At 69.5% G+C, this 21,612-nt stretch carries 21 protein-coding genes and 2 pseudogenes; 9 read left to right on the forward strand and 14 right to left on the reverse strand.

Annotation, left to right across the window (positions count from 1 at the left end):
* Positions 1-103: 103 nt before the first annotated feature.
* On the forward strand, positions 104-1,597 hold the full coding sequence (locus Q7V15_RS01475; RefSeq protein ID WP_304753242.1) for a helicase HerA-like domain-containing protein: 1,494 nt from the start codon (positions 104-106) through the stop codon (positions 1,595-1,597).
* 59 nt (positions 1,598-1,656) lie between these two features.
* Here the strand turns inward: Q7V15_RS01475 and Q7V15_RS01480 are convergent, their stop codons facing one another.
* Positions 1,657-3,972 carry a PAS domain-containing sensor histidine kinase gene (locus tag Q7V15_RS01480; protein WP_304753243.1) on the reverse strand — a complete coding sequence of 772 codons (2,316 nt, stop codon included), beginning with the start codon at positions 3,970-3,972 and terminating at the stop codon, positions 1,657-1,659.
* Positions 3,973-4,065: 93 nt separating this feature from the next.
* Complete coding sequence (locus Q7V15_RS01485) at positions 4,066-4,848, reverse strand: SDR family NAD(P)-dependent oxidoreductase (RefSeq protein ID WP_304753245.1); 783 nt, start codon at positions 4,846-4,848, stop codon at positions 4,066-4,068.
* Positions 4,849-4,903: 55 nt separating this feature from the next.
* Here Q7V15_RS01485 and Q7V15_RS01490 point away from each other — a divergent pair, with 55 nt between their 5' ends.
* A complete protein-coding gene (locus Q7V15_RS01490; protein WP_304753247.1) occupies positions 4,904-5,338 on the forward strand; it encodes a YkvA family protein in 435 nt (144 codons plus the stop codon).
* On the opposite strand, the gene Q7V15_RS01495 is transcribed toward Q7V15_RS01490, so the two are convergent.
* The 3 genes from Q7V15_RS01495 to Q7V15_RS01505 all read right to left on the reverse strand — a co-directional run bounded on the left by Q7V15_RS01495 (position 5,335) and on the right by Q7V15_RS01505 (position 8,317).
* On the reverse strand, positions 5,335-6,198 hold the full coding sequence (locus tag Q7V15_RS01495; protein WP_304753287.1) for a DMT family transporter: 864 nt from the start codon (positions 6,196-6,198) through the stop codon (positions 5,335-5,337). The genes Q7V15_RS01490 and Q7V15_RS01495 overlap by 4 nt on opposite strands.
* A gap of 70 nt (positions 6,199-6,268) precedes the next feature.
* Positions 6,269-7,135 (reverse strand): SDR family NAD(P)-dependent oxidoreductase, encoded by an 867-nt coding sequence (locus Q7V15_RS01500; RefSeq protein WP_304753248.1) that lies wholly within the window; start codon positions 7,133-7,135, stop codon positions 6,269-6,271.
* A gap of 180 nt (positions 7,136-7,315) precedes the next feature.
* On the reverse strand, positions 7,316-8,317 hold the full coding sequence (locus Q7V15_RS01505) for an NADPH:quinone oxidoreductase family protein (protein WP_304753249.1): 1,002 nt from the start codon (positions 8,315-8,317) through the stop codon (positions 7,316-7,318).
* 194 nt (positions 8,318-8,511) lie between these two features.
* Here Q7V15_RS01505 and rlmN point away from each other — a divergent pair, with 194 nt between their 5' ends.
* From rlmN to Q7V15_RS01520, 3 genes and pseudogenes are all read left to right on the forward strand, one after another.
* Positions 8,512-9,711, forward strand: a complete 1,200-nt coding sequence (gene rlmN / locus Q7V15_RS01510) for a 23S rRNA (adenine(2503)-C(2))-methyltransferase RlmN (protein WP_304753250.1) — start codon at positions 8,512-8,514, stop codon at positions 9,709-9,711.
* A 68-nt stretch (positions 9,712-9,779) separates the two neighbouring features.
* On the forward strand, positions 9,780-10,208 hold the full coding sequence (locus tag Q7V15_RS01515) for a DUF350 domain-containing protein (RefSeq protein ID WP_304753251.1): 429 nt from the start codon (positions 9,780-9,782) through the stop codon (positions 10,206-10,208).
* 7 nt (positions 10,209-10,215) lie between these two features.
* A pseudogene (locus Q7V15_RS01520) lies at positions 10,216-11,040 on the forward strand (serine protease); the annotation flags it as partial.
* Positions 11,041-11,129: 89 nt separating this feature from the next.
* Here the strand turns inward: Q7V15_RS01520 and Q7V15_RS01525 are convergent.
* Genes Q7V15_RS01525 through Q7V15_RS01535 form a run of 3 tightly spaced genes read right to left on the reverse strand, consistent with a single transcriptional unit; the run spans position 11,130 to position 14,954 of the window.
* Positions 11,130-12,890, reverse strand: a complete 1,761-nt coding sequence (locus tag Q7V15_RS01525) for an MFS transporter (RefSeq protein WP_304753252.1) — start codon at positions 12,888-12,890, stop codon at positions 11,130-11,132.
* 34 nt (positions 12,891-12,924) lie between these two features.
* A complete protein-coding gene (locus Q7V15_RS01530) occupies positions 12,925-14,481 on the reverse strand; it encodes a response regulator (protein ID WP_304753253.1) in 1,557 nt (518 codons plus the stop codon).
* 56 nt (positions 14,482-14,537) lie between these two features.
* Positions 14,538-14,954, reverse strand: a complete 417-nt coding sequence (locus Q7V15_RS01535) for a helix-turn-helix domain-containing protein (protein ID WP_304753255.1) — start codon at positions 14,952-14,954, stop codon at positions 14,538-14,540.
* A 102-nt stretch (positions 14,955-15,056) separates the two neighbouring features.
* On the opposite strand from Q7V15_RS01535, the pseudogene Q7V15_RS16460 reads away from it, so the two are divergent.
* A pseudogene (locus Q7V15_RS16460) lies at positions 15,057-15,227 on the forward strand (response regulator transcription factor); the annotation flags it as partial.
* Between the two features lie 145 nt (positions 15,228-15,372).
* Entirely contained in the window at positions 15,373-15,705 is a 333-nt protein-coding gene (locus Q7V15_RS01540; RefSeq protein ID WP_304753257.1) for a hypothetical protein, read from the forward strand.
* Here Q7V15_RS01540 and Q7V15_RS01545 read toward each other — a convergent pair.
* Positions 15,702-15,848 (reverse strand): hypothetical protein, encoded by a 147-nt coding sequence (locus Q7V15_RS01545; protein ID WP_304753258.1) that lies wholly within the window; start codon positions 15,846-15,848, stop codon positions 15,702-15,704. The genes Q7V15_RS01540 and Q7V15_RS01545 overlap by 4 nt on opposite strands.
* A 56-nt stretch (positions 15,849-15,904) precedes the next feature.
* Between Q7V15_RS01545 and Q7V15_RS01550 the strand changes: the two genes are divergently transcribed.
* Together Q7V15_RS01550 and Q7V15_RS01555 are read left to right on the forward strand one after the other, a co-directional pair.
* Positions 15,905-16,261: a hypothetical protein gene (locus Q7V15_RS01550; RefSeq protein ID WP_304753260.1), complete on the forward strand. Its 357-nt coding sequence runs from the start codon at positions 15,905-15,907 to the stop codon at positions 16,259-16,261.
* Positions 16,262-16,350: 89 nt separating this feature from the next.
* The gene (locus Q7V15_RS01555) at positions 16,351-16,797 is read left to right on the forward strand and encodes a hypothetical protein (RefSeq protein WP_304753262.1); all 447 of its coding nucleotides are present in this window, start codon (positions 16,351-16,353) and stop codon (positions 16,795-16,797) included.
* On the opposite strand, the gene Q7V15_RS01560 is transcribed toward Q7V15_RS01555, so the two are convergent.
* The 5 genes from Q7V15_RS01560 to rsmI all read right to left on the reverse strand — a co-directional run bounded on the left by Q7V15_RS01560 (position 16,752) and on the right by rsmI (position 21,581).
* Entirely contained in the window at positions 16,752-18,284 is a 1,533-nt protein-coding gene (locus tag Q7V15_RS01560) for a YifB family Mg chelatase-like AAA ATPase (RefSeq protein WP_304753264.1), read from the reverse strand. The two genes, Q7V15_RS01555 and Q7V15_RS01560, sit on opposite strands and share 46 nt — an antisense overlap.
* 168 nt (positions 18,285-18,452) lie before the next feature.
* Positions 18,453-19,400 carry a glutathione synthase gene (gene gshB, locus Q7V15_RS01565; protein ID WP_304753289.1) on the reverse strand — a complete coding sequence of 316 codons (948 nt, stop codon included), beginning with the start codon at positions 19,398-19,400 and terminating at the stop codon, positions 18,453-18,455.
* 82 nt (positions 19,401-19,482) lie between these two features.
* Positions 19,483-20,301, reverse strand: coding sequence for a transglutaminase family protein (locus Q7V15_RS01570; RefSeq protein WP_304753266.1), 819 nt, complete (start codon positions 20,299-20,301; stop codon positions 19,483-19,485).
* 10 nt (positions 20,302-20,311) lie between these two features.
* Complete coding sequence (locus Q7V15_RS01575; RefSeq protein ID WP_304753267.1) at positions 20,312-20,710, reverse strand: YraN family protein; 399 nt, start codon at positions 20,708-20,710, stop codon at positions 20,312-20,314.
* Positions 20,697-21,581, reverse strand: coding sequence for a 16S rRNA (cytidine(1402)-2'-O)-methyltransferase (rsmI, locus tag Q7V15_RS01580; RefSeq protein ID WP_304753270.1), 885 nt, complete (start codon positions 21,579-21,581; stop codon positions 20,697-20,699). Before rsmI ends, Q7V15_RS01575 begins: the two co-directional genes overlap by 14 nt.
* Positions 21,582-21,612 lie beyond the last annotated feature (31 nt).

Below are 21,612 nucleotides of genomic sequence, written 5' to 3' on the forward strand. Positions count from 1 at the left end.
TCGACTGCGCCTCGCACGCCCTTTGGACGCGGTGCGCCGGCCATGGCTGGTCCAGGCGCGCGCGGGTCGCTAGCTTGAGTGTCGAAGCAAAGGGACCAGGGTCATGGGGCGTACGATCACAGAGGCCGAAGCAGGGGTGCTTGTCGGTCTGGGGGGCGGCGAGCGGCTGGCCCTGCGCCTGGACCGCGCCAACCGCCATGGGCTGGTGGCCGGGGCGACGGGAACGGGCAAGACCGTGACCCTGCAGATCCTGGCCCAGGGCCTGTCGGACGCCGGCGTGCCGGTCTTCGCCGCCGATGTGAAGGGCGATCTGTCCGGCGTGGCCATGGCCGGGAGCCCCAATGAGAAGCTGCTGGCGCGGGCCACCAAGATGGACCTCGACCTGCCCAGCCTGGCGGCGCCGACCGTGTTCTGGGACCTGTTTGGCGAACAGGGCCACCCCATCCGCGCCACGGTGTCGGAGGTCGGCCCCCTGTTGCTGTCGCGGATGCTGGAGCTGAACGACGTCCAGGAAGGCGTGCTCACCGTCGCCTTCCGGGTGGCCGACGAGGAGGGCCTGCTGCTTCTGGACCTGAAGGATCTGCAGGCGGTGCTGGGCTTTGTCAGCGAGAACGCCGCCGATATCAGCGCCCGCTATGGCGCCGTGGCCAAGACCAGCCTCGCGGCGATCCGGCGCAAGCTGCTGGTGCTGGAAGATCAGGGGGCCGCAGGTTTCTTTGGCGAGCCGGCGCTGGCCCTCTCGGACCTCATGCGGGTGGACGGCTCTGGCCGAGGCCATGTGAACATCCTGGCCGCCGACCGGCTGATCAATTCGCCCAGGCTCTACGCCACCTTCCTGCTGTGGCTGCTGTCGGAGCTGTTCGAGGAGCTGCCGGAGGTGGGGGATCCGGAAAAGCCCCGCCTGGCTTTCTTCTTCGACGAGGCGCACCTCTTGTTCCGCGACGCCCCCCGGGGCCTGCTGGAAAAGGTCGAACAGGTGGTGCGGCTGATCCGCTCCAAGGGGGTGGGAGTCTATTTCGTCACCCAGAACCCGGCCGATATTCCCGACAGCGTGCTGGGCCAGCTGGGCAACCGCATTCAACACGCCCTGCGGGCCTATACGCCGGCCGACCAGAAGGGCTTGCGGGCGGCGGCGCAATCATTTCGCACCAATCCCGATTTCGACACCGCTGAGGCGATCCAGGGGCTGGGCGTGGGGGAGGCCCTGGTCTCCCTGCTGGATGAAAAGGGCGCGCCCTGCGTCGTCCAGAAGACGCTCATCCGACCGCCAGCCTCGCGCCTGGGACCGGCCACGCCGGCCGAGCGCGACGCATTGATGGCGCAGAGCCCCGTTCGCGGCCTCTATGACAGGACCCTGGACCGGGAGTCCGCCCATGAGATGCTGCAGAGGCGCGCCCAGGCGGCCGCCGCCCCGGCTCGCCCCCCCGCCCGGGGCCCATCAGCCCCCAGTGCGCCCACAAGCCGTCGCAGCAGCGGCGGCGGAAGCAACCGCCAGGGTCTGGGTGAGGCCTTCACCAAGTCGGTCCTGCGCACGGTCGGCAGTCAGATCGGGCGGGAAATCGTCCGCGGCGTGCTGGGGGGACTTCGGCGGCGCTAGGGCGTCATGGCTTGAGCGCTGTTAACCGTGAGACCGGTTCCACGCTTACGGAACGTGGCCTAGCCGCCGGCGGCCTGCCGCACCGCTGAACTGAGCTGTTCGGCGCGGAACGGCTTGCGCAGGATCGGCCAGGCCTCCGCCTCCTCGGGGTCATCGAGGGTCTCGCCGCTATAGCCTGTGGCCAGGACCACGGGCAGGTCGGGATGGTCCCGTCGCAACTGCCGCGCAAGATCGACCCCACTGACTCCACCGGGCATGACGATATCCGACAGGACCAGGTCGAAGTCGACGCTGCGGCCCAGGCGAGCCAGGGCTTCGGCCCCGGTGGTCGCGGTTTCGACCTGGCAGCCCAGGTCGTTCAAGAGGCCCTCCGTGACGGCACGGACCGCATCGTCATCCTCCACCAGCAGGATCCGCAGGCCGCCGATGACCGGCTCGGCCGCCTGATCCTCGGCGTCCAGCGCCAGGACGCCAGCGACCTCCGCGGCGGGCAGATAGAGATTGATGGTCGAGCCCTCTCCCGGCGCGCTCTGGATATCGACCCCGCCGCCGCACTGGCGGATGAAGCCATAGACCTGGGCGAGCCCAAGGCCGGTGCCCTTGCCGGTCTCCTTGGTGGTGAAGAAGGGCTCGAAGACATGTTCGAGCACGTCGGGCGCCATGCCGGCCCCGGTATCGGCGACACTCAGACGCACATAATTCCCCGCCGGGGTCTCGCGCACCTGATCGGCGTCCAGTCGCACCCTGCGGACCTCGATCCGGATTTCGCCTCCGGCGGGCGTGGCGTCGGCGGCGTTGACCACCAGGTTCAAGATGGCGGCTTCGAACTGGGCGGCGTCCAGGCGGGCGGCCCCGACGTCGGCGGCGCAGTCGATGACCAGATGGATCGCCTCACCAGCCGCCCGACGCACCAGGGGCTCGATCTGCTCGATCAGCGGGGCGACCGCCAGATTGTCCAGGCGCAGCTCCTGGCGGCGGGAAAAGGCCAGCAACTGGCGGGTGAGACGCTCCCCCCGACGTCCGGCCGCCAGGGCGGCGGCGGCCAGACGCTCCACCCGCGTCTGATCGGCGGGGTTCTTCAGAATCATGTCCAGCCCGCCGATTACGACGGTCAGAAGATTGTTGAAATCGTGGGCCACGCCCCCCGTCAGTCGGCCCACCGTCTCCAGGCGCTGGGCCTGGGCCAACGCCGCCTCGGTGCGGGCCTTGGCCTCGAGGCTGGCCTCCAGGTCGCGGGTGCGCTGGGCGACACGGACCTCCAGGTCCTGCTGGGCCTCCAACACCTCGGTCACGTCGGAGGCCGAGCCGAACCAACGCCGGACCTCGCCGTCGGGGTCGAGCAGAGGCGAGGCGCGGCCATGGAACCACCGGAAGGCGCCATCGGCCCGGCGCAGGCGGAACTGCGGGGCGAAGGGCAACAGGTTCTGGACCGCCTGCCTCCAGGCCTCGGCCACGGCGTCGCAGTCTTCCGGGTGCACCACGGCCAACCAGCCGTCGCCGAGGGGATCGCCCGGCGCCTGACCGGTGAAGTCGAACCACTGGGAGCTGGCGAAGGTCCATGCCCCCTGAGCGTCGCTGACCCACATGAGCTGCGGCAGCGACTCGACAAAGGCCCGCACCCGCGCCTCTCCCTGGCGCAGGGCCTGGACCGCCATCCTCTGTTCCGTGACATCCCGGAACGTCGCCGCGACGCCGACGCCGACCCGCATGACGCTGGACCTTAGCCAATGCTCCTGGCCATCGATGGTCCGCCGGACCTCCACTTCGTCAGCCTCGTCCTGGCTCAGGCCCGATCGCAGGCGTTCGAACATCGCCTGTCCCGTGTCGTCAGGGAAAACCTCCAGCACCCGCCGGCCGACCAGGGTCGAGACGCCGCTCGGCGCCATCCGATCGGCGGCGGTGTTGGCGTAGATCCAGACGAAGTCGACGACCTCGCCATTTTCCCGAACCGGATCGAGGATGACAAAGCTGTCCTTGGCCGCCCGCTGGGCGATGCGGAAGCGCTCCTGGACCGCGGCGCCCCGCTGGATCGCCACCCTCAGCGGCTTGGCCAGGGCGACGGTCAGGCCCCCCGTGAAGATGAAGAGTCCCACCGAGACCGGCAGGGTGGCGCCGGCCCGGGCCTCCGCTGGCCAGAGCACCGCGGCCACCAGGGCGCTGAGGGCCACCGCGCTCAGCCCGCCTCTGGCCCCGGCGACCACCGTGGCGAAGATGATCGCCGGGTAATAGATCATGAAGGCTGGCGGTCCGGTCAGGACCAGCTCGAGGACGCCCTGCACCGCTGACGAGGCGGCCACGGCGCCCACGACCATGCTGTAGGCGATCGCGGGCCGCTCGATGGCTGTCGCGAAGCGTTGGGCCCAGGTGGCCATCATGGCTGGACGCACCCCCAGTGAGGGCTCTTGCTACTCAAGCCCCCACTGTGGCGCAATGTCGCAGCCGGGGAAACCCCGGCCGTGATCAAACCCTTAGCGCGGCGGCATGCGGATCGCGCCGTCGAGGCGGACATGCTCGCCGTTGAAGTAGCCGTTGCGGCACATCTCCACGGCCAGGGAGGCGTATTCCTCGGCGTTGCCCAGGCGCTTGGGGAAGGGCACCGAGGCGGCCAGGGCGGCCTTCACATTCTCTGGCGCGGCGTTCATCAGCGGGGTGTTGAAGATGCCCGGCAGGATGGTGTTGACCCGCACGCCATCGTTCATCAGGTCCCGGGCGATGGGCAGGGTCATGCCGACCACGCCGCCCTTGGACGCCGAATACGCCGCCTGGCCCACCTGGCCATCCACCGCGGCGACGGACGCCGTATTGACGATCACCCCGCGCTCGCCGTCCTCCAGGGGCTCCAGGGAGAGCATGCCCTGGGCCGACTTGGCCACGCAGCGGAAGGTGCCGATCAGGTTGATCTGAACGATCTTCTCGAAGATCGCGATCGGATGGGACCTGGCCTCGCCCGTGGTCTTGTCGCGGCTGGCGGTCTTGGCCGCAAAGCCGGTGCCGGCGCAGTTGATCAGGATCCGCTCCTGACCATGGGCGGCGCGAGCCTTTTCGAAGCCGGCCTCGACCGTGGCGTCGTCTGTGACATCGACCTTGCAGAACACCCCGCCGACATCCTTGGCGACCGCTTCGCCCTTGTCAGCGTTCATGTCGAAGATAGCGACCTTCACCCCATGGGCGGCCAGGGCGCGGACGGTGGCCTCGCCGAGGCCGGATGCGCCGCCGGTGACGACCGCGGCGACAGAGGAATCAAGTTTCATGGACGCTACGCCTCCTGATGCGTTTAATGGTGCAACCTGAAACTGGCTTAACCTGATGACCGCGCGGACCAAAGCATCACCCCACGTCAAGACCGGCGGATTTAATCCGGCCGAGGCTCTGGACCCGAAACGGGCCCTGGTTCCGGCGGTGATCAAGGTCAATGAGGAGCGGGTGCGAAAGGGCTTCTGGCCCAAGATCGTCCGCACCGCCGCCAAGATCCCCTTCGCCTCAGAGGCGGTCGCCGTGTGGTTCTGCGCCCGCGATCCGGCCACACCCAGCGCGGCCAAGGGCATGATGCTGGCGGCGCTGGCCTATTTCGTCATGCCCGCCGACGCCATTCCGGACGTCCTGGCGGTAGTGGGGTTCACCGATGACGCCGCCGTGTTCGCGGCCATGCTGACCCTGGTCGGGCGATATGTGAAACCGCGCCACCGGGTCGCGGCCCAGGCCTTCCTTGACCGGCAGGCCCAGGATGGCGCCGAGATCTAGATCTCCGTGGCCGCCTTCTGTCTGGCCTTGCGGGAAATCTGCTGCTCGCGCCAGGTGATGAACAGGGTGGAGACCACCACCACCGCCGCGCCGGTCAGGGTCCAGATCGTCGGAAGCTCATTGAACAGCAGGAAGCCGGCTCCGGCGGCGAACACCAGGCGGATATAGTCGATGGGGGCCATGGCGCCGGCGTCACCGATGGACATGCCCTTGATGTAGAAACCCTGGGTCAGGGTTCCGACCACCCCCATGACGCACAGCAGGAACAGGTCGAAGGGCTCTGGCCAGCGCCAGACGAAGAGCGCTCCGGGCAGGGCGAAGACCAGGCCCAGGGTCGCCGACCAGACCAGCAGCACCATCGGGCTGTGATCGCGGGTCATCACCTTCATGCCGGTGATGGTGAGCGCAAACAGGAAGGACGAGGCCAGCATGGCCGCCGCCGGCCAGCCGATGGCGAACTCGCCCCCGGCGCCGGGCCTGACCATGATCAGCACGCCGGCGAACCCCACCAGGGCCGCCCCGATGCGCATCGGTCCCACGGGCTCGCGAACGATGAAGAAGGCCAGCGGCACCAGCCAGAGGGTGCGGGTGAAGGACAGGGCGTTGGCGTCGGCGAGCGGCATCTTCTGGAAGGCGTAGAAGGACAGGATCATCCCCAGCGTGCCCGCCGCCGAGCGGAACAGCAGTATGCCCGGCCTTGTGGTGGCGAAGGCCGCCCCCCGTCGATTGATGATGAACGGAATCAGGATCACAAACCCCGCCACCTGACGGTAGAAGGTCTGCAGGGCCGCCGGATAATCGTCGCCGAGGAACTTGATCAGCGTCGTCATGACGGTGAAGCCCAGGGCCGAGGCGACCATCCACAGGGCGCCATGGACATTGGGGGCCAGGGGGGGCCGCGGCGCCTTGGTGTCGCTCAACCGCCCCGCCTCACGAGGCGGTCGCAGCCGGCGCAAAAGGGGAATCCTCGCCGAACATCTGCACGAAGGGCGAAGGCGAGTCCGTATCCCAGCTGTGGCGGCCGCCGACCGTGATGCCGCCGTCCACCACGAGGTGGGTCCCCGACACGAAGGCCGAGGCGTCTGAGGCCAGATAGAGGGCCGCCTGCGCGATATCGGCGGGCAGGCCGGCCTTGGGAACCGGCTGGACGCTGGCGGCGCCCTGTTCGACCCGGGCGGCCATCTGGTCGGCCACTTCGCGGGGCAGGCCCAGGGAGGCGCCGAAGATCGAGGTGGCGATCAGGCCCGGGCAGATGGCGTTGACCCGCACCTTCTGACGCGAGAGCTGGGCGGCGGCCACCCGGCTCATATGGATGACGCCGGCCTTGGCCGTGGAATAGGCGATCGGGCCAAAACCCGCCTGCAGGCCGGCGATCGAGGCGGTGTTGATGATCGAGCCGCCGCCGCGGGCGATCATCATCGGCGCGGCGTGCTTCATGCCCAGGGCCGGGCCGCGGACCAGGACGGAAAAGATCCAGTCCCAGCCCTCGGCGGTGACCTCGGTGATGGCCCCCATGCGGTCGGAGATGCCGGCGTTGTTGAACAGGATGTCGAGGCCGCCGAAGGCGCTGTCGGCCAGCTTCAAGGCGGCGACGATGTCATCCTCGGAGGTGACGTCGCAGTGGGCGTAGCGGACGGAATCGCCGAAGCGCGCCTCCAGCATGGCGCCCTTCTCGTCCTGGATGTCGGCGGCCACCACCTTGGCGCCCTCGGCGACGAACAGCTCCACCGCCCCCAGGCCGATGCCGGAGCATCCGCCGGTGATCACCGCAACCTTGCCCTCAAGACGACCGGCCATGACGCATCTCCCCTTTGGGCGCACGCACAGGCGTCGGCGCCTCATCTATGTGATCGACGATCACTAGAGCGCGTTCGGTAAAAGTGGAACCCGGTTTTACGGCTGGGCCGCGCTCAGACTCAGAGATTCCAGCGGGACAGGCGGCAGGGGACGATGCTTCCCCCGCCGCCGGGACCACCGTCAGTCGATGGTGACCACCACCTTGCCCATGGCCTTGCGGCTGGCCAGGTGAGCGATGGCGTCGGGGCCCTTGTCCAGGGGGAAGCGCTCGGAGACATGCGGCTTGATCTTGCCGGCCGCATAGAGGTCCAGCAGGTCCTTGACGCTCTGGGCGAAGGCCTCGGGATCCTTGGCCGCCCAGGTGCCCCAGAAGACGCCGACGATCTCGCAGCCCTTCAGCAGGGTCAGGTTCAGGGGAATCTTGGGGATTTCGCCGGCCGCGAAGCCGATGACCAGGTAGCGGCCTTCCCAGGCGATGGTGCGCAGGGCCGGCTCGGCATAGTCGCCGCCCACGGCGTCATAGATCACGTCGAAGCCGCCCGCGCCGGCCTTGGACTTGAACAGTTCCGACAGCTGCTTCTGACCGTCCCGGTCGAAGGGGCCCCGGCCATAGACCACGCCCTCGTCGGCGCCGTGTTCGATGGCCAGGTCCACCTTTTCCTGGCTGGAACAGGCGGCGACGACCCGCATGCCCATCGCCTTGCCCAGCTCCACAGCCGCCAGGCCGACGCCGCCGGCGGCGCCCAGCACCAGCAGGCTCTCGCCGGCCTTCACCCGGCCGCGGTGCTTCAGGGCGTGGAACGAGGTGCCATAGGTCAGGATGAAGGCGGCGGCCACGTCATGGGGCATGCTGTCGGGGATGTGCCACAGGCGGTTGGCCGGCAGCGCCACCTCTTCGGCCATGCCGCCCCAGCCCGTATTGGCCAGGATGCGATCACCCACCTTCACATTGGTCACGCCTTCGCCGACCGCCTTGATCACGCCCGACAGCTCCCCGCCGGGGGAGAAGGGCCGCGGGGGCCGCGCCTGATACTTGTCTTCGATCATCAGCACGTCTGGGAAATTGACGCCGACGGCCTTGACCGAGATGAGGGCCTGACCCGGTCCGGCCACAGGGGCGGGGATGTCCTCCACCACCAGGGTCTCAGGACCGCCGGTCACCTTGCTCAGCACAGCCTTCATGTCGTTCTCCCACGTCCAGTTTTCGCGATTGGCGCGGACGCTAACCCAGCCCCGGCGGCGGCGGAAGGTCGCAGACGAACATTTGTTTGAGGCCGGCGACGCCCAAGGCTTCCCCAGGGTCATCCGGGGGCGAGTTGGAAGGTGGCGCGGCCTCGCCTATATTGGCGGACCTTCCAGACAGTGAGTTCAGACCCTTGGGCGTCACCCTCGATCTCTCGCGCGCGGCGCCCGCCGTCGCGCCGACCCGGCCAAATCTGTCGGGCCTGACCCGACCGCAGCTCGCGGCCGCCCTGATCGAGGCCGGCGTCGTGCGTCCGGACAAGGCCAGGATGCGGGCCACCCAGCTGTGGCGCTGGATCCACCACTATGGCCTGACCGACTTCGCCGCCATGACCGACGTGGCCAAGGAGACCCGCGCGGCCCTGGAAGCCGCCTTCACCCTGGCGCGGCCTGAGGTGGTGGAGCGCCAGGTCTCCCGGGACGGCACCCGCAAGTGGCTGATCCGCATGGCTCCGGGCATCGAGGTCGAGACCGTCTACATTCCCGATGTGGGCCGCTCGGGCGCCCTGTGCGTCTCCAGCCAGGTGGGCTGCACGCTGAACTGCACCTTCTGCCACACCGGCACCCAGGCCCTGGTGCGCAACCTGACGGCGGCAGAGATCGTCGCCCAGGTGCAGGTGGCCCGGGATGATCTGGAGGAATGGCCGAGCCCCAAGGAGGATCGCCGGCTTTCCAACATCGTCTTCATGGGCATGGGCGAGCCGCTCTACAATCTCCCCCATGTGGCCGCCGCCATCGACATCATCGCCGACAACGAGGGCATCGCCATCTCGCGCCGCCGGATCACGGTGTCGACCTCGGGTGTGGTTCCGGAGCTGATCCCCCTGGGCGACCAGACCCAGGCCATGCTGGCCATCTCCCTGCACGCCACCAATGATGAGCTGCGCGACGAGTTGGTGCCCCTGAACCGGAAGTATCCGCTGGATCAGCTGATGGCCGGCATCCGCGCCTATCCTGGCCTGTCCAACGCCCGCCGGGTGACCTTCGAATACGTCATGCTGAAGGGCGTGAACGACAGCCCGGCCGAGGCCAAGGCCCTGCTCAACCTGATCAAGGGCATTCCGGCCAAGATCAACCTGATCCCGTTCAACCCGTGGCCCGGCTCGCCCTATGAGTGCTCGGACTGGAAGACGATCGAGGCCTTCGCCGCGGTGCTGAACCGGGCCGGCTACGCCTCGCCCATCCGCACGCCCCGGGGGCGGGACATCCTGGCCGCCTGCGGTCAGCTCAAGTCGGAGAGCGAGAAGATGCGGGCCAGCGAGCGGCTACGGCTCTCACGGGCCGCGGCCTCAGACGGGCTCGCCCCTGAGGCGAAGGACGCACCTGCGGCCTGAACTGTTTGCTTGATGACGCGGACCTCGTGCTAACCATCCCCAACCCCCCGCCGTCATTGTGAGCCCGCATGCCCCCTGATCTTCAGTCGCCGGAAATTCAGGCCTTCGCCATCGGCTTTCCCACCACCCTGCTGCATGCCGGCGTGGCCGTGTTGATCCTGTTCCTGGGGGCGGCGCTCTATGTGCTGCTGACCCCGCACAAGGAAGTCGCCCTGATCCGGGACGGCAATGCGGCCGCCGCAGTGTCCCTGGGCGGGGTTCTGGTGGGCCTGGCCGCGCCGCTGGCCTTTTCGCTGAACTCCTCGACCTCCCTGGTGGAGATCATCATCTGGGGCGTCTCGACGGTGATGGTGCAGTTGCTGGTGTTTCGGGTGGTGGACCTTTTGCTGCGGGGCCTGCCCCAGCGCATCCAGGATGGCGAAGTCGCCGCCGCCGCCCTGCTGGTGGGCGCCAAGCTGGCCACCGCCCTGATCCTCGCCGCAGCCGTGGCCACCTGATCGCCTGATGCACTTTCCTCGCCTCCCGGACTGGCTCGTCTATGCCGCCGTCGTCCTGGCCTTGCTGATTTCGGCTGTCGGCCGGCAGGAGAACGCGGCTGCGCCGCCGCCGCCGCCGCCGGTGCCGGGCGAGGAGGGCCTGCCCCTGGGTCCGGCCTCACCCTTCGACCCCGCCGTGGTGGTGGAAGTGCCCCAGACCGCCGAGCCGGGCGCTGGCACCGCCTTTGCTGTGTCCGACGATGGAGTCTGGATGACCGCCCGCCATGTGGTGGAAGGGTGCGACAAGGCCGCCATCATGGTCGCCAACGGCCGGGGCGTGGACGCCCAGGTGTTCATTGATCCCCGGGGCGAGGCCGCCATCCTGGTCACCGAGGGCGGGGCGCCGGCCCTGCCCCTTGGTCTCGACCGCACCCTGCGGCGCGGCGACCGGGCCTTCCACCCCGGCTATCCGCAGGGCCGGGCGGGGGAGGCGACCTCCCGCCTTCTGGGTCGCGAGAATCTGGTGGTCCGCGGGCGGGGCGAACGTACCGAGTCGGTGCTGGTCTGGGCCGAGACCGGCCGCACCGACGGTCTAAGCGGCACCCTGGCGGGGTTGTCCGGCGCGCCGGCCCTGGACAGCGCCGGTCGGGTGATCGGCGTCACCGTGGCCGAGGCGCCCCGGCGGGGACGGATCTACACCACCTCGCCGGAGACCGTGCTGACGGCCCTGACCGCCTCTGGTCGGCGGGCCGCCAACTACGCCGTCGGCGAGCCCGTCACGCCGGAAAACTACGGCCGCGTGGCCGACAATCTGCGCCGTGACCTGCGAGTCGCCCAGGTCATCTGCATCGCGCCTGGCGCCGCCAGCGCCTCTGGCCGACCCAACCGCGGCGCCCCGGCGGCCATGCCGACCCCGGAAGCCGCCCCAGGCGCAGAGCCCCTTCAGGGCGAAGGCGAAGACATCGAGGTCTCGCCCGCCGCCGCCTCTGGGGGCTGAACGACCGGCGCCAGGGGTTTCTGGCGGGCCAGCACCATGAAGGCCAGGATGATGCCGACGATCCCCAGCAGGGCCGAATAGACGAAAAAGAGCACATAGCCGGTGCCAAGCGCCGCCGGGCTGACCCCGGACTTCTCCATGGCGCCGGCATAGGCTTCAGGGGGCAGGCCGGCGAACAGGCCCCGCAGGGCGCCCAGCATGCCCCCGGCCTCGGCCGCCGCGGCCGTGTTCTCGACGATGCGGCCCGACTGAGAGGCCAGCAGCTTGCCCGGCAGGGAATAGAAGGACGAGAAGACGGCGTACTGGGTCGCGGTGAAGCCCTGCCCCGTCAGGCTGGACATATAGGCGATCAGGCAGGTGCCGGCGAAGCCACCGGCCACATTGTCCACCCCGATCGCGATGAACAGGGCCGGCAGCCAGGCGCCCTCGATGGCCAGCCAGGCGAAGACCAGGTTGCTCAAGGGCCCCGCGAAGGCGCCGATGAGCAGGGCGCGCAGCAGTCCGAACCGCGCCACCGCCAGCCCCCCCAGGAAGACGCCGAGCATGGACATGGCCACACCGAACACCTTCCGGACCTCGGCGATCTCCACCAGGGTGAAGCCCAGGTCCAGATAGAAGGGCGTCATGATGTTGAGGACAAAGTCCGCCAGGCGGTAGAGGCAGATCAAGGCCAGGATCAGGGCCGCCGTCCCGCGATAGCGCTCGAAGAAGTCGATGAAGGGGTCGAACAGGGCCGCCGAGAGGTAGATTCCGGGCCGGGTTCGGAAACCGGGAATGGGGAAGGCGGCCAGGACGATGAGCCCACCCCCGACCAGCACCGCCCCCACCTGCAGGAAGACCCCCCAGGGCCGGCTGGTCCAGGCGCCGACCAGGCTTTCGCCCGCGCCGGCCTGACCCACGGCGCTCAACCCCTGCGCCAGGATGTCGGCCGAGCCGGCAAGGCCCGAGCCCAGGACGATGGCGCCAGCCACCACCAGGCTCAGCCTGGCCAGCCATTCGGGCAGCTCAAGGCCGGGCCGCGAGGGCACGCCCTCCAGATTGATCGCCCGGACGATGTGCTGGGCCTCCCGCGGCGCGCCCAGCACGCCGGCGACCCCGATCAGCATCAGGGCGGCCATGACCAGATAGGAGACATTCCAGCTGTATTGCTGGGCCAGGATCAGCGGCACGGCGCCGGCGACGATGATGGCGATCCGGTAGCCCCACTGGTAGGCCGCCGCCAGGGCGCCTTGATGGGTTTCACCGGCCGCCTCGATCCGCCAGGCGTCGATGACGATGTCCTGGGTGGCGCCGGCGAAGGCGACCAGAACCGCGAGCAGGGCCATCATGCCTAGGTTGCGCACAGGATCGCCCCCGGCCACCAGCCACAGGCCGATCATCACGGCGGCCTGGGCCACCAGCATCCAGGAGCGGCGGTGCCCGAGCCGGTCGGTGAGCCAGGGGATCTTCGTCCGGTCGACCAGGGGCGCCCACAACAGCTTCATGGAGTAGGCGAGCGTCGCCAGGGAGAAGATGCTGATGACCTGGAGCGACAGGCCCGACTCCCGCAACCAGGCCGACAGGGTGTCGAAAATCAGCAGATTCGGCAGGCCTGAGGCGAACCCCAGGGCGAGCATGATCAGGGAGCGACGTTCCCCATAGACGGTCAGGGCCGACAGGAGGCTGGGCTTGGGCGCGGGCGCTTGGTCGGCGTCCTGGGTGTTCATGGCGTCTCCCCCAAGGCGGGACGCCCCGCCGGATTCAGCCGAACTTGGCCCGCTCGGACGGTTCCGTCCAGACCGCGTCGGTCAGGGACCTGCGGGTCCAGCGGGAAAGGGCCTGGCGCAGGGCGTCGGCCCCGAGGGGCTTGACCAGGAAGTCGTTCATCCCGGCCGCCATGCAGGCCTCCTTGTCCTCCTGAAAGGCGTTGGCGGTCAGGGCGACCACCGGGGTTTCGATCCCCGCGGCCCTCAGGCGCCGGGTGGTTTCCTCGCCGGGAATGTCGGGCAGCCGCATGTCCATCAGGACCAGGTCGTAGGTTCCGACCTTGAGGGCGGCCAGGGCCTCATGGCCGGTCAGGGCGTGGTCGACGGCGCAGCCCTCCCGGGTGAGCAGGGTCCGGGCCAGTAGGGCGTTGACCGGATTGTCCTCCACCAACAGCACCCGGGCGCCCGGCGCGGCGGCGGGGGCGACCCGGTCGTCATCAAGGGCTGGGGTCTGATCGGTCGCGCTTTGCAGCGCCGCCAGAACCCGTTCGGCCAGGGAGGCCCGGCGAAGGGGCTTGATCAGATAGCCGCAGAAGCCTGAGGAGCGGTAGCGGGCGATGCGGTCCCGCTCCTCCGGCGCCAGCAGGATCAGGGCTGGGCGGTCGAAGGGGCGGCGCACCTTGCGCCCCCCTTGTCCCAGGGCGTGATCCAGCAGCAGGACGTCCTGCGGACCCGTGAGGGGCAGCAGCGCCTCGACCCCGCCGGCGACCACGGGGACGCCGCCACAGGCCGAAATCTGCCGGGCGGCGGCTTCGCGCACAACAGGGTTGGGCGAGGCCACCCCCACCCGCAGGCCCGAGAGCGGCGCAGGTCCTGGCGCGGCCTCGGCAGGCAGGGTTTCGAATGGCGCCTCGAACCAGAAGACCGCGCCCCCGTCTGGGGCCGCCTCCACGCCGACCTCGCCCTTCATGGCGGCGGCCAGACGCCGGGCGATGGCCAGTCCCAGGCCTGAGCCGGTCAGCTGGTGGCTCGGATCGGACTGGGCGAAGGCTTCGAAGATGAGGTCCCGGGCCGCCTGGCTGACGCCGGGGCCGGTGTCGGAGACGGTGAACCGCCAGCGCCCCGCGCCGACCGGAGCCGCCCCGAGGAGCACGCCCCCGGAGGCGGTGAACTTCACGGCGTTGCCGGCGAAATTGAGGAGTATCTGCCGAAGACGGCTTTCGTCGGCCATCAGGACGGCGGCGACATCCGGGGACGCCCAGGCGATCTCCAGGCCCTTCTCGTGGGCCCGGGGGCTGAGCAGTTCGCAGACCGCCCGCAGCAGGGCCTCCACCGGGGTAGGCGCGTCGCGTAGTTCGATCTTGCCGGCCCCCAGCCGGGCGAAGTCCAGGAGCTCATTGACCAGGCCGAGAAGATGCTCGCCGGAGTCGCGCATGGCGCTGACATAGGCCCGCTGCTCGGCGCTGAGCCGGGTGCCCTCCAACAGGCGCGCCATTCCCAGAACGCCGCTCAGGGGCGTGCGAAACTCATGGCTGAGGGCGGCCAGTTGGCCGGTGCTGATATGCTCCCCCGCAACCTCGGGTCCGTCGATGTCATCGGTTTGGCTTGGCATGCCCAAACCTAGCCGCAGGTCCTTTAACGGGGCGTCAAAAGCTCCAGCGGCGCGCCTCAGTCCTCCCGGCCCATCTCCCGGGCGAGGGCGAGAAGCGCCTGTCGCGTCCGGGGGCGGGCGATGACCGTGTAGGCCTCGAGCATCTCAAGGGCGCCCGGAGTCATGAGGGCGGTGAAGGCTTCGTCCGGAGGCGCATGTTCATGCGTCTCCTCCCCGACCAGCCAGCTGACCGTGGTCTGCAGGGCCTGGCTGGCGGCCACCAGGGTCGATCCTGATATGCGGTTGGCGCCGCGCTCGTACTTCTGAACCTGCTGAAAGGACACGCCCAGACGCTCGGCAAGGTCTGACTGACTCATGCTGAGAGACTTGCGTCGGGCCCGGACCCGGGCGCCGATGGCCCGATCGACGCTGTCGACCGCGGGCTTCAGATCCGGCTCCGTCACGTTCATCTGCAGCTCCATCTTAGCGCTCAACCTCTGAGCGATCCCTGTTATTGAGCTATACGAGCGCTCGCGGATGATGGACGCAGGCCCCCGCATAGCGTGTAGTGAAGTCCTCCAGTGGGGATTGAGGTCATGACGGATCAGGTGGAACGGCTGACCACGCGGGAACGTGAGTGCCTGCGCCTGGTCGACCGCCATTTCAGCTCCAAGCAGATCGCCCGGGAGCTTGGCATGTCCAAGACCTCGGTGGACACCTATTGCGATCGGGCCCGGCGCAAGCTGGGGGTCCATGACCGCTATCACGCCGCCCGGCTGCTGGCCGACCATGAGCGCGACGGCGGCGGGTCTGCGGGAAATCCTGTCCTGATCAGATCAGGACAGGACGCAGTCAGGACAGACGCCGGCGGCGGCCAGTGGTCCGATCAAGCCTCATCAGGAGGCGAGACCCATGAAGCACTGGAACGGCGAGGATCGACGGGCGTCGATGAACCGGGCCCTGCACCTCAGACGCGAGATCGAGGCCTTCGAAGAAAAGTGGCCGACACCTTCGCCGCCGGCGGAGTCGATGCCGAGCTTCTGCTGGAGCCAACTCGAACGCCAGCTCGTGGACCTGGCCGCCTCCCCGACTCAGGCGGAGATGGCTCAGCATCTGATCTCGGCCACCCGCAAGCTCGCCGGCTTCAAACCCCCGGAAATGGTGATGAGGGAAATCCTCTGCCTCACCTGGGTGTTGCTGGACGAGAACTTCCATCATGGCGACACGGCAGCAGCGGCGCCCTAGGCCCGGGGGCGAGGATCGGTCTGATCCTGGCCATCGCCCTTGGATCGGCCCTCGCCTTCGGGGGCGTCCTGGCAGGCCTTCAGGCTCTCGCGACCCTGGTCTGAAGGCCGCGCCTCCAGGCGCAATCGCAGACGACTCGACATCTCTGAAGCTTCCCCCCAAATCCCCCGGCCTAAGGCTGGCGGGAAGGAGAATCCCCATGCTCAAGCAACGTCGCATGTATGCCGACCAGGTGGCGGCGAGCCTCTTCGAGGCCGAGACCGCCATTGACGCCGCCCTGGCCAAGACCGCCGCCCTGGCGGGGGTCATGCCGGGCCTTCGGGCCCAAGCTGGACTTTCAGCCCTGATCGGCCAGGAGGCCGTGGAGTGGACGAGCCGCTCCATCACCGCCCTGGCTGAGGCCCGTCGGGCGGTCATCGAGGCCCACAAGGAGCTCAGCATCGCCCAGAAGCAGATCGGCCTGGGCGCCGTGCTCTATGGCGACGGAGCGCCCAAGCCCGCCGAACCGGCGAGGGCGCCCTCCCTGCGCGCGGTGGGCGAGACCAACGCCGCCTGATCGATCCCCCGACAATCGAGGCCGGCGCCTTTGCCTGGACGTCGGCCTCTGCCACCCTGGCGGGCGCGCGCCCATTGGGGACCCAGGCCTTGTATTTCGTCGTTCTTCCGCAACAGATCTGGTTCGTCGCCATGGTGCTGGTGTCCGGGGCGGCCCTTTGGCGGGGTGGCGTTCCGGAGAAGCGGGTGGCGGTGGCCAATGTGGCGGCCTGGTTTCTCACCCCCCTGGCCTATGATCGGGACGCCCTGGGGCTTCAGTGGGGGGTTCTGGGGGTCGACGCCCTGTTCCTCGCCTATCTTCTGTTCCTGGCCCTGACCACCGACCGCCTTTGGCTGTTGTTCGCCACCGCCTTCCAACTTCTCGGCATCGTCACCCACGTGGCCATGGGGGTCGACGAGGGCGTGCCAGCCCTGCCCTACCGCTGGGGACTGGTGATCTGGAGCTATCTGACCCTGGCGTCCCTGGGGGTCGGCGCCTGGGTTCATCGGACTCAACCGGCCAGAACAGGCGCCCCGTCGGCTGACATCCGCCGATAGATCAGGGCCTCAGCCAGATGAACCCGCCGGACGGCCCCGGCCCCTTCCAGATCGGCGATGGTCCGCGCCAGGCGCAGGGTCCTTGTCCAGCCCCGGGCCGTGAGGCCCGCCCCCTCGGCGGCCCGCGACAGCAGCGCCCGGGCGGCCGGCTCCAGGTCGGCGATCGCCTCCAGCCGCTCGCCTGAGGCCTGGGCGTTGAGAGGGGCTGCGGTCTCCCCGGCCGCGGCGGCGCGGTCCATCTGGATGGCGCGGGCCTGAGCCACCCGGGCGGCGGCCTCGGCTGTTCCGGCGGCCGGCGGCGGCAGGGCCATGTCGGCGGCGGTGACCGGGGGAACCTCCACCACCAGGTCCATGCGGTCCATCATCGGGCCGGAGATCTTGCGCTGATAGTCGCTCTGGCAGCGGGGCGCCCGGCCACAAGCGCCGCGGCCTGGCCCGCCGATCCCGCAGCGGCAGGGGTTCATCGCCGCCACCAGCTGGAAGCGAGCCGGATAGCGCACATGGGCGTTGGCGCGCGCCACCACCACCTCACCGGTCTCAAGCGGCTGGCGCAATGAATCCAGGGCCTGGGCTGAGAATTCCGGCAGTTCGTCGAGGAACAGCACGCCGTTGTGGGCCAGGGAGATTTCCCCAGGCTTGGCCTTGAGTCCGCCCCCCGTGAGGGCGGCCATGCTGGCGGAGTGGTGGGGGGTACGGAAAGGCCGCCGCCGGGTCAGCTCGCCCTTGGCGATCAACCCCGCCACCGAATGGATCATCGAGGTTTCCAGAAGTTCGGCCGGCGACAGCGGCGGCAACAGGCCCGGCAGGCGAGCCGCCATCATCGACTTGCCCGATCCCGGCGGTCCCATGAACAGGAGATTGTGACCGCCGGCGGCAGCGATCTCCAGGGCGCGTTTGGCGTTCTCCTGGCCCTTGACGTCGCGCAGGTCAGGGGGCCGCTCTCCCTCGACCACCGGGCCAGGCAGCGGCGGCGCCAGCATTTGGGTTCCCCGGAAGTGGTTGACCAGGGCGATCAGCGATGGGGCCGCCAGAATGCGGGTCTCACCGGACCAGGCCGCTTCGGCGCCGCAGGCCTCCGGACAGATCAGTCCCAGATCCATGCCCCCGGCGGCGACGGCGGCCGGCAGGGCGCCGGCCACCTGCACGATACGGCCATCCAGGGAAAGCTCCCCCACCGCGGCCCAGCCCTGCAGGGCGTCGGCCGGAATGATCCCCATGGCCGACATCACCGCCAGGGCGATGGGGAGGTCATAGTGGCTGCCTTCCTTGGGAAGGTCCGCCGGGGCGAGATTGACGATGATCCGACGGGCGGGCAGGGCCAGGCCGAGGCCGGCGAAGGCCGCCCGGACCCGCTCGCGGCTCTCGGCCACAGCCTTGTCCCCCAGACCCACGACGACGAAGGCCACCGCGCCCCCCGTCAGCTGGACTTCGACATCCACCCGCCGGGCCTCGACCCCGTCGAACGCCACCGTGACGACACCTGCCAAGGCTCATCCTCCCCGCCGTCTTCCGCCCGGACGCGCTGGGGCGCTGGGGCGCTGGGGCGAAATTATCCACAGAGGCCCCGTCGTTGCGGCCCGGAACGCGAACAAAGTTAGAACAGAAGGTGAAGCTTGGGCAAGGCTGAAATGGTTTGGCGGTTTGTGACGATTATACTATGCCGCGCCGCGAATCGCCTCCACCCGCGCCCACATCAGGTCGGTGGCGTCGATGCCGGTGAACTTCTGCAAGGACCGCGCGCCGGTGGGCGAGGTGACATTGATCTCGGTAAGGTAGTCGCCGATCACGTCGATGCCGACAAACAGCAGGCCGCGGGCCTTCAGCTCCGGGCCGATGATGCCGCAGAGCTCCCGGTCCCGGGCCGTCAGCTCGACCGCCTCGGCCCGGCCGCCGACCCGCAGGTTGGAGCGGATCTGGCCTGCGCCCGGCACCCGGTTAATCGCTCCCACCGGTTCGCCGTCCACCAGCAGGATGCGCTTGTCGCCCTTTGTGACGTCGGGCACGAACTTCTGGATGATGACGGGCTCGCGGCCGATGGCGGCGTGCAGCTCGAGCAGCGCGTCGAGATTGGGATCATCGGCCAGCAGGCGCGCCACGCCCGAGCCGCCGTGCCCGTGCAGGGGCTTTAGCACGACATCCCCATGCTCGGCCCGAAAGGCGTAGATGGCGTCGACATCCGAGGTGATCAGGGTCGGCGGCTGCACCCCAGGGAATGTGGTGACGAACAGCTTTTCCGGGGCGTTACGCACCTCGGTGGGGTTGTTGACCACCAGGGTCTTGGGGTGGATGGCGTCAAGGATGTGGGTGGCGGTGATGTAGGCCATGTCGAAGGGCGGGTCCTGGCGCAGCAGGACCACGTCCATCTCCGCCAGGTCGCCTCGCTCCCACGCCCCGAATGCGGCATGGTCGCCCTTGACGTCCTGAACCCGCACAGAGCGGCCGCTCGCCGTGACCCGGCCGTTTTCCAGGGACAGCTTGTCGGGGGTGTAGACCCACAGGCTGTGGCCGCGGGCCTGGGCGCTGAGCATCATCAGGAAGGTCGTGTCCCCCTCGATGTTGATCGACTCTAGGGGGTCCATCTGGACGGCGACCTTCAAGGCCATGGCGTTCTCCCGCATTTGCAACCTCCACGACATAGGCGGCGGGGCAGGCGAGCGCTAGCCGGCGATGGCGATCAGGCGGCCGTCAGTTGAGGCGGAGGCGGACCCGCTCCCGCTGCGCCCGCGCGGCCAGGGCCGCCCCGTGGTCCAGCTCCCCCGCCCGGGCGAGGGCCTCCAGGGCGCCCGCCAAAGCCCCCTGTCCCTCCCGGGCCGCGGCCACGTCGAGCCAGGGGCGGTGATCCTTCGGGTCCAGCAGGGCTCGGCGCAGGGCCGCCCGCTCGGCCCGGGGGAAGTCGCCCGCCGCCGCGGCGCGCGCGAAGATGTTATTTTGCAGCCGGATCAGGACCGCCGGATCTGGCGCCGGGGCCATCAACAGGCCCAGCTGATCGGCCACATTCGGGGTCAGGCCCGCATGCAGGGCCCGGCGGGTGAGCTCCGAGGGTAGGACCACCCGTCCCTCGCTGAAGGGGTCCAGCGCCAGGGGGCCCTCGGGCGTATTGATGCGCAGCAAGAAGTGGCCCGGGAAGTCCACGCCCTTGACGTCGAGCCCGCCCAGCTTGGCCACATGCAGATAGAAGATGCCCAGGGTCACCGGCAGACCCTTGCGTCGCTGGGCGGTGGCGATGATGTCGGCATTGTCCGGATGGTCGTAGGTGAACAGGTCGCCAGCCAGACGAAGATCGCCGGCCAGGGCTTCAGCCAGGGCCTCTTCCTGGCTTTCGAGGCGCAGCCGGGCGGTCAGCCGCTCGACGCCGGCGGCGGCGAGGTCACGGGCGGTCTGTGGGTCGCGGGTCGGGTCCTCGTGAATGGCGCAGGCGATGGCCGCTTCCAGCAGGGGGAAGTCGTCGGTCCTGGCCAGGGTCCCCGCCCGCCCAAGGATCTCTTCGGCCTCCTCCCGCGTCACATCGCCCCCCTCATGCGCCGCGCCAGGCGTCCGGGCGATGCTGGGGCAAGCGGCCGGGCGCCACGGCGACCAGATCGAGGCGGACCGCCAGGGTCTTCAGGGCCGGCCGCCCGCCGGCCACGGCCTCACCCGCCCGACGCAGGCGGTCACGCTGCTCGGCGCTGACCGCAGCCAGGGCGTCGTCCAGCGTTGTGCGGCTCTTGACCTCGACCACCGCAAGCACGCCGCCCTTTTGGGCCAGCAGGTCGATCTCCCCCAGACGCGTACGCAGGCGAAAGCCCAGAATGCGGTAGCCCTTGAGCATCAGCCAGGCCGCCGCCCAGGCCTCGGCCCGCCGGCCGGTGCGGCGGGCCAGGGCGCCGCGGGCCTGCCGCGCTTGCGGGGCGCTGGGGAGGTCAGGCCTGCGCATCGGCCTGTTCGGCTTTCAGCTCCAGGGCCCGGCGATAGAGATCACGTCTTGGCAGACCGAGCGCCCGGGCCACCTCGCCGGCGGCCTCTGCGGGCTTCAGGCGCGCCAGGGCCTCGCGCAGGGCGAGGTCGGCGTCAGCCGCCGTCGCCTCTGCATCCCGGCCTGGCCCCACCAGGATGACGATCTCCCCCTTGGGGGCCTGCAGGGTGGGATCGGCCGCCAGCACATCGAGGGGACCGCGCACCACGGTCTCATAGAGCTTGGTCAGCTCCCGGCAGACCACCGCCTCCCGGGGACCGAACACCTGGGCCATGTCGGCCAGGCTTTCCCCCAGGCGGGAGGCGCCCTCAAAGAAGACCAGGGTCGCCCGTACGCCGGCCACCTCCTGCAGGAAGGTGCGGCGCGCTCCCCCCTTCGGCGGCGGGAATCCGGCGAACAGGATCCGGTCCGACGGCAGGCCCGCCACCGACAGCCCCGCCAGCAGGGCCGAGGCGCCCGGGATGGGATGGACGGGAAAGCCCGCGGCGGCGGCCTCCCGCACCAGGCGGTAGCCGGGATCGGAGATCAGCGGCGTGCCGGCGTCGGACACCAGGGCCACGCGGCCCCCCTGCTCCAGGACCGCCATGGCCTTGGGCCGCGCCCGTTCGGCGGCGTGCTCGTCATGGCGCTCCATCTTCCCGGAGATCTTGAAGGCCGCCAGCAGTTTGCCGGTCACCCGGGTGTCCTCGGCGAGGATCAGATCGGCGGCGGAGAGTACATCCAGAGCGCGAAGTGTGATGTCTCGCAAATTGCCGATAGGCGTCGCGACAATGTAGAGCCCGGGGGCCAGGGGCGCGTCGGACAGGGGGGGCGGTGCGACGGGATGGGCCATGGGACAAGGGTTCGCCGGTCGGAGCCCGCAA

It is taken from the genome of Phenylobacterium sp. (genome assembly GCF_030651755.1).
In the GTDB taxonomy this organism is placed as follows: domain Bacteria; phylum Pseudomonadota; class Alphaproteobacteria; order Caulobacterales; family Caulobacteraceae; genus Phenylobacterium.

Excerpts from the sequence above, each read along its gene's own strand:
- Q7V15_RS01475 (WP_304753242.1), top strand. The coding sequence starts at position 104 with ATGGGGCGTACGATCACAGAGGCCGAAGCAGGGGTGCTTGTCGGTCTG.
- Q7V15_RS01480 (WP_304753243.1), bottom strand. The coding sequence starts at position 3,972 with ATGATGGCCACCTGGGCCCAACGCTTCGCGACAGCCATCGAGCGGCCC.
- Q7V15_RS01485 (WP_304753245.1), bottom strand. The coding sequence starts at position 4,848 with ATGAAACTTGATTCCTCTGTCGCCGCGGTCGTCACCGGCGGCGCATCC.
- Q7V15_RS01490 (WP_304753247.1), top strand. The coding sequence starts at position 4,904 with ATGACCGCGCGGACCAAAGCATCACCCCACGTCAAGACCGGCGGATTT.
- Q7V15_RS01495 (WP_304753287.1), bottom strand. The coding sequence starts at position 6,198 with ATGGTCGCCTCGGCCCTGGGCTTCACCGTCATGACGACGCTGATCAAG.
- Q7V15_RS01500 (WP_304753248.1), bottom strand. The coding sequence starts at position 7,135 with ATGGCCGGTCGTCTTGAGGGCAAGGTTGCGGTGATCACCGGCGGATGC.
- Q7V15_RS01505 (WP_304753249.1), bottom strand. The coding sequence starts at position 8,317 with ATGAAGGCTGTGCTGAGCAAGGTGACCGGCGGTCCTGAGACCCTGGTG.
- Q7V15_RS01515 (WP_304753251.1), top strand. The coding sequence starts at position 9,780 with ATGCCCCCTGATCTTCAGTCGCCGGAAATTCAGGCCTTCGCCATCGGC.
- Q7V15_RS01525 (WP_304753252.1), bottom strand. The coding sequence starts at position 12,890 with ATGAACACCCAGGACGCCGACCAAGCGCCCGCGCCCAAGCCCAGCCTC.
- Q7V15_RS01530 (WP_304753253.1), bottom strand. The coding sequence starts at position 14,481 with ATGCCAAGCCAAACCGATGACATCGACGGACCCGAGGTTGCGGGGGAG.
- Q7V15_RS01540 (WP_304753257.1), top strand. The coding sequence starts at position 15,373 with ATGAAGCACTGGAACGGCGAGGATCGACGGGCGTCGATGAACCGGGCC.
- Q7V15_RS01545 (WP_304753258.1), bottom strand. The coding sequence starts at position 15,848 with ATGTCGAGTCGTCTGCGATTGCGCCTGGAGGCGCGGCCTTCAGACCAG.
- Q7V15_RS01550 (WP_304753260.1), top strand. The coding sequence starts at position 15,905 with ATGCTCAAGCAACGTCGCATGTATGCCGACCAGGTGGCGGCGAGCCTC.
- gshB (WP_304753289.1), bottom strand. The coding sequence starts at position 19,400 with ATGGCCTTGAAGGTCGCCGTCCAGATGGACCCCCTAGAGTCGATCAAC.
- Q7V15_RS01575 (WP_304753267.1), bottom strand. The coding sequence starts at position 20,710 with ATGCGCAGGCCTGACCTCCCCAGCGCCCCGCAAGCGCGGCAGGCCCGC.
- rsmI (WP_304753270.1), bottom strand. The coding sequence starts at position 21,581 with ATGGCCCATCCCGTCGCACCGCCCCCCCTGTCCGACGCGCCCCTGGCC.